The sequence below is a fragment of the bacterium genome, assembly GCA_030697645.1.
In the GTDB taxonomy this organism is placed as follows: domain Bacteria; phylum Patescibacteriota; class Minisyncoccia; order Phycocordibacterales; family VMGT01; genus JAUYPI01.
On the sequence record JAUYPI010000002.1, the window covers coordinates 48,495 to 59,210 of the forward strand.

Consider the following 10,716-nt stretch of genomic DNA (forward strand, 5'->3'; position numbering starts at 1 on the left):
TCGCGGAAGCAGAAGTGGAATCCCACCGCTCGATCCCTTAAAATCCACGCGCCCGAGCCTTGACCTGAACGCCACCGAAGATTTCTCTCATAGTGTAGCAAAAAGTCCCTTGGTACCAAAACACAAAGTGTCCAAGTATCCAAGGGACTCTAGGCGCAAGGGTAATGCCCTTGCGCCAAAGGTACAAATTGTCAGTTGTGGGAGAAGACCAGGTGGTCTTCAATCAAACGCCCGCTGCCGGGGTGCCACCATACGCACACCATCCATTGCCTGCTGGCGCGGTGCCAGTAGACGCGCATGGAGTAGCCCGGAGTGTAAAAAATGGCGACACTGCCATCTGTCGGAAGCGAGCCATCTTGACCCTCCCGCTGGGCTTCAATCAGCTCTGCGATTACCCACGGCGGGACTTCGTAATCCATCGGCAACTCGGCCTTGATCTCGCTGTCATAGGCGCTGCGCAAGAGGGCGCGGCGCTTAAGCACCATCGCGTCCGTCGGCTGCTCAATCGTGGCCGATCGAAGCATCCGCTTAAGATCTCCCCAAACATTGAGACCTTCGCGGGTCTGGAAAAATATACGGGGATCGAAGGCTTCCACGAGCGGACCTACAGAAACCTCTGTTGCCGGTCCGAGCACTTTCGGCCTTTCGGGAATACTGTCTACCAACAGACTCCTGAACGCCTCGTGGAGATGGCGTGTGAGCACCTCACCGCGCCCCTCAAGAGCGGCAAGCACCGCCTTGGGGTCGTGGTCGGCAAGCGCCTTGGGCAGTGCCTGCGTCACACGAGCGTTGATTTCTGCAAACTGATTCAGACTGAAGGCTGTTCCAGATGTTCCAGACATTGGCTGTTCCTTCAAAAATGTGGCGTTCCTCTCATCCGAGGAGGAGCTATAACCAGGACCAGTCATAGCCAAAAAATCTCCTCCGCCATCTCGTGGACCAAGACCTTTTGGCTATGACTGCCCTATCTGTGCCTTCAAAGAACGTGCGCTTGCACAGAACGTAGCAGGCGTATGTATATTTGTCAAAACCTGCCTGGGGAAATTGGAAATTCGTTCATCTCTCCCCAATTCTTCCCTACTGCGGACGAAGTGACGAGTGGGACACCGCGCGCCTCCTCTAGGGAGAGCACGTCCTCCATAATGCGCTTGATCTCGGGGACGAAATCCGCGGCGCGCGGCTCGCACACTTCGTAGACAAGCTCGTCGTGCACCTGGAGGATCAGAAACGCGTCCCCTCTGAGTCCTTCGCGCTTCACATGCTCGTCCACGCGGATCATCGCGAGCTTGATGAGGTCGGCCGACGTGCCCTGGATCGGCGCGTTTAGCGCCATGCGCTCGGCCATCGCGCGGATGTGCGCTATCGGCGAGCGGATACCCTCGAAGGAGCGGCGACGGCCGAAGAGCGTCTCGGTGTAGCCACGTCGGTGCGCCTCTGCCTTGGTGCGCTCAAGAAAATCCCTAAGGCCGGTGTAGGTCTCAAAATACTCCCGCATGAAGCGCTCGGCCTCGGCACGGTCGGTGCCGAGATTCTCGCGGAGCGCATTCACCCCCATGCCGTAGAGGATGCCGAAATTAATCACTTTCGCCCTCCGGCGCATCTCGCGGTCTACCTTCTCGGGTGGGACGTCAAACACTTCAGACGCAACGGCAGTGTGGATGTCCTCCCCACGCTTGAAAATCTCCGTGAGCTTCGGGTCGCCTGAGAGTATCGCCGCGACGCGCAGCTCAATCTGTGAGTAATCAAAGGCCGCGAGTACGAACCCTTGCTCCGCGATGAAAGCACGCCGGATCGAGGCGCCGCGCTCAGTGCGGATCGGAATGTTCTGAAGGTTCGGCTTCTCGGATGCCATGCGCCCGGTTGTCGTGCCGGTCTGGAGAAAGCGCGCATGGAGACGGCCAGCGCTGTCGAGGAGCGTCGGGATCGGGTCAATGTAGGTTGAGAGGAGTTTCTGGAGCTCGCGATGAGCAAAAATGTTTTCGATGATCGGGTGCGCGCCGCGGAGTTTGCCGAGCTCGGATTCCCGGGTCGAGCGCGCACCACCCGCGGTCTTCTTATGGTTGCGCGGGACAAGTTTCAGTTCGTCGAAAATCACCTCGCCAAGCTGTTTCGGGGAGTTTATATTAAATTCCCTGCCTGCGTCTTTCCAAATGTACTTCTGGAGAACTTCAAGCTCGCGGTGGTAGTCGCGCGACAGCGCGCCGAGGTGCGCGCTGTCGATCTTCACGCCGCGCTCCTCCATGGCTCGGACGATCGGTATGAGCGGCCGCTCGATCTCCGCAAACACGCGCGTGAATCCACGCGCGGTGATTTCCCGTTTAAGTACCTCGCGGGCTTCGTTGAACGAGTGAGTCCCCGCAAAGTGAAAGATGTCGTCGAGCGAGGGGTTCGTAATGTTTGAGTCAAGCACCCAGAGCGCGATAAGGGCCTCGGTGAGCGCAGTCGAGTCGGGCGCGCTCTCCGTCGCCTCCTCGGGCGCAGTGTCGCCGTCGCCTTCCTCGTGCGCTGTGCTACCCGCGCCGCCCGCGGGCCGACCGAACAGCTCTCGCACGCGGCCGATAAGCGAACGGAAGTCGAGCTCGCCGATGAGCTCGAGCGCTACCGTCGCATCCGCGCGCGCTCGCCAATCGCTCTCCGCGAGGTTGAAAGTGATTGGCGCAGCGCGGTTGATCTCAGCGAGTGCTTTGGAAAACAAGGCTTCGTCCTTGTGCTCCGAGAGTATCCGCTGTACGCGCGCACTGACGCCGGCCTCGGCGAGCTTCTCCGGGAAACGCGCGAGCGTCTTGTGGAGCGACTCGATCGTGCCGAAATTCTGCACCAAAATGCTTGCGGTCTTTGCACCGATGCCGGGTACGCCGGGGATGTTGTCAGACGGATCACCCGCAAGACCCTTGTAATCGGGCAAGAACTTCGGTACAAACCCGAAGCGTTGCTTGACTGCTTCCTCGTCGTAGAGCGCCGTCTCCCGAATGCCTTTCTTCAGCGTGTAGACCTTGACGCGCGTACCCGAGACAAGCTGGAGCGTGTCCATATCGCCGGAAGCGATGATGATCTCAACGTCCCGGCGATCGTTAAGGAGCTCGACGATAGTGCCGAGGAGATCATCCGCCTCAAAGCCCGGTTGCTCAAAAACCGGAATGCCGAACGCGCGCACGAGGTCCCGCGAGCGCTTGAGCTGCGCGACAAGCGCGTCATCCGCTTTCGGACGCCCTGCCTTGTAGCCCTCAAAAACTTCGTGCCGATAGGTCGGCTGTGGAAGGTCGAAACAGCCCGCGATGTAGTCGGGCTTGAACTCGCCGATGATCCGCATCAGCATCGTCGTCAGTCCGTAGAGCGCGCCCGTTGGCTCCCCGGTGCGCGAAGAAGTAAAATCCGCCGGCAGCGCATGGTACGCGCGATGAATAATCGCGTGCGCGTCGAGAAGCACGAGGCGTTTTTTGGTCGCTGTCGCCATGGAGCCAGTATACACCGACTCGAGCCGTACGCGCGCGGCGTTGATTTTTCTTACAATTTTTGCTAGTGTGATCCTCGTAATCAGCCCGATAGTCGGGCTGAAATTGTACCTTCCCAACCAGAGAAAGGAGGTCGTATGAACGACCGAAACTTCAAACAACTGCTGGACGCCCAGTGGTCTCGCGATAACTTTGTTTGTGTCGGGCTCGACAGCTCTGATGGACCACGAATGCGCGCTATCGTGGATTCGACGCATGATCTCGTCTGCGCTTACAAACCAAATTCCGCGTTCTACGAGGCGGAAGGCGCGACGGGGATGGCGACACTCCAAGGTCTGATAGCGTATATCAACCTCATTGCTCCCGAAGTTCCGGTGATTCTCGACGCCAAGCGCGCGGACATCGGCAACACGAACGCTGGCTATGTGGAGATGGCATTTGATTATTTGCAAGCGGACGCAGTCACCGTGCATCCATATCTCGGAGCCGAAGCCCTAGAGCCATTCCTCGCGCGAGCGGACAAGGGCATTATCGTGCTCTGCCGTACATCCAACCCAGGCGCGGGGGAATTTCAAGACCTGCGTATTCCCTTGAGTGGTTCGAGACTGCGCGAAGTCGAGCGATACCTCAACCGTGAGATTCCCGAAGGAAGCATGCCGTTTTATCAATATGTCGCCTATAGCATCGCGAGTGGGTGGAACACGAATGGCAACTGCGCCCTAGTCGTTGGCGCGACGTATCCAGACGAACTTCGAGAAGTGCGGCAGATCGTCGGCGACATGCCAATTCTCATCCCGGGCGTCGGTTTTCAACAAAGAGATGTCCCGCTTGAGACACAGGTGGACCAAGTTGTTTCCGCGGGCAAGGACAGTCGGGGCATGGGTATGATCATCAACTCCTCGCGCGGTATCATCTTCGCCTCAAGCGGCGCGGACTTCGCGGAAGCGGCGCGTGCCAAAACGATTGAACTCCACGACATGATCAACCGGTACCGAACCGAAGAAATCGGTACTCAAAAAATCATACCCGCCGACAAAATCGTTCGCATACATGGAGGCCCCTCTGTTGTCTTGGCGGAAAATTCGCGCTCATGCTTTGAATGCGGCACGCTCATGATCCTTGATAATGTGGGTTACAAATGTCTAAACTGTGGTGCAACGGTGTAATGGAGGCACGCTATGAACGAAAAAGAAGTCTGGCAAGTGCTCCGAGATGTCGGGGCTCTCATCACTGACAGCCACATTGTCTATACGTCTCTGAAGCACGGCTCGACCTATTTCAACAAAGATGCGCTGTACCCACACACCGAAAGTACATCGCGTCTTTCCCGGGAAATCGCCAATAGGTTCGCGAATGACGATGTTGCGGTGGTTATTGCACCCGCGATCGGCGGAGTGATTCTCTCCCAATGGGTCGCGCACCACCTCAGTCAATATACCAAACGTGAGGTGCTCGCGGTCTACGCGGAGAAAACAGAAAACGGAAATGGCTTCGTCATTCGGCGTGGCTACGAAAAATTGATTCCGCAGGCACATGTTTTAGTGGTTGAGGATGTCCTCACTACCGGCGCATCAGCGAGGAGGGTCATCGAGACAACGCGCGCTTTAGGCGGCAAGGTCATCGGCCTGGGCGTCCTATGCAATCGCGGAGGCGTCACGCGCCACGATGTCGGCGGTATTTCGAAGCTCTTTGGGCTCGTGAACGTACAGCTCGAGACGTGGAATGAAACGAATTGCCCGCTCTGCGCGCAGCATGTTCCAATCAACACGGATGTCGGCAAAGGACGCGAGTTCCTCGCGCGTAAGAGCGCATGAGTCCGCAACGGATTCTCTCGGGGTCGCTATCGAAAGATAGCGACCCTCTTTTCTTTCTATAATCACAAGCAATCGGAAAGCGAAAAGAAGCCTTTTCATTTTCCGCTAAGACTTGCCTTATATGATAATTTGTGCTTTCTTGTAAGTTGTGGCGCTCACTTAATATAATAGCGTCGAAAGAGTGTTCTTTTTAGACCGCATACGAATCTCATTTGGAGGAAGAGCCCGTGGCAAAGAATCGGCACGAGAGGAAAAACAAAACGCAAGGGTGCACACGAAGAGGACTAGCCGCTTTACCTATCCGTCCTTGGTTGCGCAAGCCCCAAATGCTTATTGGCGTCGTAGTGGGTACAGTTCTCGCCATTTTCGCTCTTTGGTTTTTTACTATTCCGGCACATCAGAGCCCCCAGGGGAAACCCGTGGCTGTTGCCTCAAACGGAGGTGTAACGATTACTGAGTTCGATGCGATTATTGAGCGTGTAGAGAACAAATTTCTCTCAATCGCAGAACAATTGAAAGGAAAAATTGTGCTCCTGCCATACGCACCGTTACGTGAGCAGCTCGATTTACCCCGCCAGGTGGTGCTCATCAACAAAGGGAATCCGTGGCGTAACGCATATCGGTTCGAGCAGGCGATGCAGCACGAGAAATATTTTGAACAAGAAAATATAAACTATTTCTCCTATCAGCTGCTCGAAGACAGGCGCCCCAATGACACTACGATGCATCACGCGATTGCTGCATATGCGCCTCTCACCCGAAAGTTTTATCTTTCTCGCGGGGTTGTTCATATGAATGTGCTGGATTTCGTCATAGCAGCGCACGAGCTCTTTCATGTGACACAAGATACACGGGAGCGAACCCGGCTGAATTCAGAGCAGCAGTTTATGGAATATGTAAATTTTTATTCCACAAATAGAGGAGAAAGCCCGCGAATCATTCTAAACAATGAAACAACGGCTTACGCCTATGAGCTTGAACTGCTCGATCTGCTTTTGGACGGTAAACTCCGATCTGTTACTCTGTCAAAGGATGTGGCTGCGGTAACGTCTCTTGGCGGAGCCATACATATTAGGGCTGAACAGGAGCAGACATTCGAGTCTTTGGTCGGACTCGCATCTCTCTATTTCCCAAACGGAATGACCAAAAATGGATTACCGGCGGAGTTTGTGCATCAAATCGCGCGAATATACCGCAGGGTTGGTTTCGAACTTTACACGAGGGATGCAGGCGGGAGGAGAAAAATACTACCGCATGAACTGCCGAACTAACCTTGTGCCCTCAGAAATAACGGGTGCGTGATTGAATCATGCAGCCCCCAGGCAAAACCGCAGGTTTCCTCATGGATATCTGCGGTTTGTTCTTATATAATCCTCAACGAAGCGCTGAACACTGCTTCACTACCCACTCCTACTCCAGTGAAAGAAAGGTGCCCGTAACTTTTTTCCACAAAAATTACTTGACGTGCAAAAAATCTTGAGCTTCTTCGTGGCGAAAACGTCAGTCACCACGCGCGACTCGGAATCGTTCCCGCCCTCAAATGGCGACTAAAGGCGCACGGCGCTGAGGGAGAGAGTGGCTTCAAAAAAGACAGCTCGTTCGTTCTCGCCAACAACGTCGAAAGAAATTGCGCGGTAGCCGCGCCGCAGGAGTGGGCGGACTTTCTCCGCCCACTCGACGAGGATGAGGTTCCCAGGGTCGGCGGCGATCTCATCCCAGCCGAGAGCGCGGAGCTCCTCCGGGCTCTCGAGGCGGTAGGCGTCGATGTGAATGAGGTGATGCCATGGCTTGGAAGTTGGAAATAGGAAATTAGAAGTTGGATCGATCACACGCCGCCTTGGTAGTTTATAAATCTTCATAATGACGAACGTCGGGCTCGTCACGGTCTCGCGGACGCCGAGCGCGCGCGCGACACCTTTTACAAACGTGGTTTTTCCTGCGCCGAGCTCGCCCGTGAGGCCGACGACCAACGCAGCTTTTAGCTTATAGCTTTTAGCTTTTAGGTCGTTTACGACCAATGCTGCGAGGGCGAACATTTCCTCCTGGCTTTTTACCGTTTTTCTGCTGCGCGACATGGTACACTCGAGTGTATAGCGTTTTACTTCGCGAGGCAAAAAGATGCGGCGCAGCTTTTTGAAAAAGCTGCGCCGCGTGGTGCCCGGTACATCGCGCTGCTCATCGGCACGACTCGCCGCCGTACCCGGGCGGATCGAGACGACCGACGCGGAGCAAAATAGTCTCGGCCACCGGCTCGTGGTGTCCAACACTGATGCAATAAACTCGACTCCCAACAATCTGCGTCGTCCCCGCATTGCGCCCGATAATATACACTATATAGCGCTTGCTTGGGACAGTTCCAAAGGACTCGGCGCCGATGATGTGGTGCTCCCCAAACTGGATATCAGAAGCACGCAAGCGTCCATCAATCCGCACGTCGAGTACAACGTGGGGAATCGACAGGTCGTTTACCACGTAAAGCTGCGCTGCGCCACCAACGCCCGGTGCATACGCATACACAGGCCTCCCGATAGAATCGTGATGCGTGGGTGTGGTGCTAGAACTATGCACGTCGCCTATAAGCCCCGCTATGCCACCAGCAAGAGCCCCGAGCTTCGCACATCCTGCCCCACAGACAGCCGCTCCTGTCGCAGCTCCAACAGCTGCGCCAGTCATACCCCAGCACCCTGTCGTGGCCACCAAAACAGCCAGTAACAAAACAAAAAAACTACCGCTCCGCACTCGATTCACTCTGCTATTCCTCATCTTCGGCTCCTTTATAAAGCGTTACAAGCAGTCACTTTTACACGAGAACAATTTCATAAACAGGCTATCATAAAAACATGCAGATGTCAATAGTAGCCCATAACAACTAAAACCTATAAGCTAAAAGCTACAGATCACGCATTTTTACCCTTACCTCCGCTGTCTACATTCCACTCTCTATTTTCTACTCTCTCGTATGGTTACCTTCGACGAAACCGCACAAAAGCAAAAACTCGCCGCGCTACGCGCGGCAGAGGAGGAGCGCTTGGCGAAGATCCTTGCCGAGCGCTATGGCCTGCCCTACCTCGATCTCTCGCGGATACCGATTGATATAGATGCGCTCCACACGCTTCCTGAAAAAGACGCGCGCGAAGGGAAACTCGCGGTGTTCCGCACTGCGGGGAAAAAACTCGACGTCGGCGTCCTTACGCCAAAAAACGAACACACCCAGATGGTTGTTCGGGCTCTTGCGGAGCGCGGCTTCACGCCGACGCTCTACATGGTCTCGCTCGTCGGCCTCGAGCGGGCCTGGAGCCGCTACGGCGAGACACGCGAAGTCGCGAAAACTGAGGAGGGCGTCTTCAACATCTCGACGGAGGCTATCAAACGCCTCGGCGGAGAAATACACACCCTTGAAAATGCACGGCACCTCATCGACGCTGCGCTGTCGGATAAAAAACAGTACCAGACCACGAGCGCTCTTGAGCTCATCCTCGCGGGGGCGTTTGCTCTCGCTGCCTCCGACATCCATCTCGAGCCCGAGGAAGACTATATCCGCCTGCGCTACCGCCTCAACGGCATGCTTGTTGATATCGTCGCCTCGTTTCCCCTTGCGGCGTATCGTCTCCTCCTCCCGCGCATCAAGCTCCTCTCCGGCCTCAAGCTCAATGTGCATGAGAGCGCACAGGACGGACGCTTCAGTGTCCGTACTGACGCCGGCGACATAGAAGTCCGCACCTCGGTGCTCCCGGAAAAAGACAAAGAGTCGGTCGTGCTCCGCATCTTGAACCCGCAGCAAATCGGCCTCTCCTTCGAGGGCCTCGGCCTCGGTGAAAAACTGCGCCGCATCGTCGAGCGCGAGATCAAAAAACCAAACGGCATGATTTTCACGACCGGCCCCACGGGCTCGGGAAAGACCACGACGCTCTACGCGTTCCTTAAAAAAGTCCACACAAACGAGATCAAGATCATCACGATCGAAGACCCGATCGAGTACATCCTGCCGGGCATGGTACAGACGCCGGTGGGAGCGGGCTACAGTTTCGCAGACGGCTTGCGCTCGGCACTCCGGCAGGACCCGGATGTCATCATGGTCGGCGAGGTGCGAGACAGCGAGACCGCATCAATCGCGATCAACGCCTCGCTCACCGGCCACCTCGTCTTCTCGACCTTGCACACAAACAGCGCTGCCGGGACATTCCCGCGCCTCATTGATCTTGGCGTCAATCCCAAGGTTATTAGCTCAGCGGTCAATCTCGCGCTCGCGCAACGGCTCGTGCGCGTGCTCTGCACAAAGTGCAAAAAAACGGTGCCGCTCGAGGCCAAAGAGCGCGAACGAACAGAGCGGCTTCGGCAAAAACTCGACGCGCTCGGCATCAAGGTCACCGCGGCAAGCGAGCGCTATGTGCCGAATGAGACGGGCTGCAGCGAGTGCGACGGCACGGGCTTTAGCGGCCGCATCGGCATTTTTGAGGCGATTATGATGGACGAGAAAATAGACGAGGTTGTCCGCGGAAACCCAAGCGAGAGCGATATCGAAAAAGCCGCCGCCGAGCAAGGTCTGCCCACGATGGCCGAAGATGGGTATCTCAAAATGCTCGCCGGCATAACCTCGCTTGAGGAGCTTGAGCGGGTGGTAGATGTGAGCAGAGTATAGGGGAGGCACCTTTCGCTTCCAGAGCGCGGCGCACCCTGTCGCGCTCTTTTTTTGTTCATAAAAACCTCAAGCAACGACGCGTGATTTCGTTGCATTTTTGATGCAACAGCCATACAATGACTACGTCGGTGAGGTGGCTGAGTGGCCGAAAGCGGCTCCGTGCTAAGGAGTTGTCCGCGCAAGTGGACCGTGGGTTCGAATCCCACCCTCACCGCCAATTTTCACTTTTTGTGAAATCGTAAGAAATAGCCTCGGCGCAAAGCGCCTCGGCATGGTATTTTTCCGCAATTTGAAAGGCATTTTTGAAATCGCACGCCAGTGTGCGGTCGGCAATGCGGAAGTTCAAACCAATCTTTTTTCTTTCGCTTTTAGCGAAAGGTTGAGCATATTTTTCTTTGATTGCCCAAAAACTAATCTAAAAACAATATGGACAACATAAATTTACAAACCAAAAAGATTTTTCTCTATGCTCGCAAATCCACGGACGAACCCGAAAGGCAGGTTTTGAGTATTGAGGCGCAAATGTTTGAGTTACGAGAATATGCCAAAAAAGAAGGACTGAATATCGTCCGTGAATTTGTGGAAAGCAAAACCGCCAAAGAGCCGGGCAGAGAGATTTTTAACGACATGGTGGCAAGCATAGAGAAAAATGAAGCGGAAGGAATTTTAGCGTGGCATCCTGACCGCCTTGCTCGTAATTCAATAGACGGCGGACGAATAATTTACTTGGTAGATACTGGCAAAATCACCACGCTAAAATTTCCTACTTTTTGGTTTGATCCGACACCACAGGGAAAATTTATGTTGTCCA

The 10,716-nt window shown here is 55.1% G+C and carries 10 protein-coding genes and 1 tRNA gene; 6 read left to right on the plus strand and 5 right to left on the minus strand.

Annotated elements, in window-relative coordinates; genetic code table 11:
- Positions 1-191: 191 nt before the first annotated feature.
- Both Q8R39_00325 and Q8R39_00330 read right to left on the minus strand, forming a co-directional pair.
- Positions 192-842 carry a hypothetical protein gene (locus Q8R39_00325; protein MDP3734863.1) on the minus strand — a complete coding sequence of 217 codons (651 nt, stop codon included), beginning with the start codon at positions 840-842 and terminating at the stop codon, positions 192-194.
- A 182-nt stretch (positions 843-1,024) separates the two neighbouring features.
- Positions 1,025-3,454 carry a DNA polymerase gene (locus Q8R39_00330; GenBank protein MDP3734864.1) on the minus strand — a complete coding sequence of 810 codons (2,430 nt, stop codon included), beginning with the start codon at positions 3,452-3,454 and terminating at the stop codon, positions 1,025-1,027.
- Between the two features lie 135 nt (positions 3,455-3,589).
- On the opposite strand from Q8R39_00330, the gene pyrF reads away from it, so the two are divergent.
- From pyrF to Q8R39_00345, 3 genes are all read left to right on the plus strand, one after another.
- On the plus strand, positions 3,590-4,618 hold the full coding sequence (pyrF, locus tag Q8R39_00335) for an orotidine-5'-phosphate decarboxylase (protein ID MDP3734865.1): 1,029 nt from the start codon (positions 3,590-3,592) through the stop codon (positions 4,616-4,618).
- A 12-nt stretch (positions 4,619-4,630) separates the two neighbouring features.
- Entirely contained in the window at positions 4,631-5,266 is a 636-nt protein-coding gene (locus Q8R39_00340; protein ID MDP3734866.1) for a phosphoribosyltransferase family protein, read from the plus strand.
- Positions 5,267-5,493: 227 nt separating this feature from the next.
- Positions 5,494-6,537 carry a hypothetical protein gene (locus Q8R39_00345; GenBank protein MDP3734867.1) on the plus strand — a complete coding sequence of 348 codons (1,044 nt, stop codon included), beginning with the start codon at positions 5,494-5,496 and terminating at the stop codon, positions 6,535-6,537.
- Positions 6,538-6,813: 276 nt separating this feature from the next.
- Here the strand turns inward: Q8R39_00345 and tsaE are convergent, their stop codons facing one another.
- Positions 6,814-7,533, minus strand: a complete 720-nt coding sequence (tsaE, locus tag Q8R39_00350) for a tRNA (adenosine(37)-N6)-threonylcarbamoyltransferase complex ATPase subunit type 1 TsaE (protein ID MDP3734868.1) — start codon at positions 7,531-7,533, stop codon at positions 6,814-6,816.
- The gene (locus tag Q8R39_00355; GenBank protein ID MDP3734869.1) at positions 7,442-7,939 is read right to left on the minus strand and encodes a hypothetical protein; all 498 of its coding nucleotides are present in this window, start codon (positions 7,937-7,939) and stop codon (positions 7,442-7,444) included. The genes tsaE and Q8R39_00355 overlap by 92 nt, the downstream gene beginning before the upstream one ends.
- A gap of 286 nt (positions 7,940-8,225) precedes the next feature.
- Between Q8R39_00355 and Q8R39_00360 the strand changes: the two genes are divergently transcribed.
- Both Q8R39_00360 and Q8R39_00365 read left to right on the plus strand, forming a co-directional pair.
- A complete protein-coding gene (locus Q8R39_00360; GenBank protein ID MDP3734870.1) occupies positions 8,226-9,905 on the plus strand; it encodes a GspE/PulE family protein in 1,680 nt (559 codons plus the stop codon).
- Positions 9,906-10,032: 127 nt separating this feature from the next.
- Positions 10,033-10,122, plus strand: a tRNA-Ser gene (locus Q8R39_00365).
- Here the strand turns inward: Q8R39_00365 and Q8R39_00370 are convergent.
- Entirely contained in the window at positions 10,114-10,251 is a 138-nt protein-coding gene (locus Q8R39_00370; protein MDP3734871.1) for a hypothetical protein, read from the minus strand. The two genes, Q8R39_00365 and Q8R39_00370, sit on opposite strands and share 9 nt — an antisense overlap.
- Before the next feature lie 80 nt (positions 10,252-10,331).
- Between Q8R39_00370 and Q8R39_00375 the strand changes: the two genes are divergently transcribed.
- The coding region (locus Q8R39_00375) for a recombinase family protein (protein MDP3734872.1) at positions 10,332-10,716 on the plus strand (385 nt) is incomplete at its 3' end.

What these genes read in the sequence shown, in the direction of transcription:
- Q8R39_00355 (MDP3734869.1), bottom strand. Translation starts at nt 7,939, where the DNA reads ATGACTGGCGCAGCTGTTGGAGCTGCGACAGGAGCGGCTGTCTGTGGG.
- Q8R39_00360 (MDP3734870.1), top strand. Translation starts at nt 8,226, where the DNA reads ATGGTTACCTTCGACGAAACCGCACAAAAGCAAAAACTCGCCGCGCTA.
- Q8R39_00330 (MDP3734864.1), bottom strand. Translation starts at nt 3,454, where the DNA reads ATGGCGACAGCGACCAAAAAACGCCTCGTGCTTCTCGACGCGCACGCG.
- Q8R39_00325 (MDP3734863.1), bottom strand. Translation starts at nt 842, where the DNA reads ATGTCTGGAACATCTGGAACAGCCTTCAGTCTGAATCAGTTTGCAGAA.
- Q8R39_00340 (MDP3734866.1), top strand. Translation starts at nt 4,631, where the DNA reads ATGAACGAAAAAGAAGTCTGGCAAGTGCTCCGAGATGTCGGGGCTCTC.
- pyrF (MDP3734865.1), top strand. Translation starts at nt 3,590, where the DNA reads ATGAACGACCGAAACTTCAAACAACTGCTGGACGCCCAGTGGTCTCGC.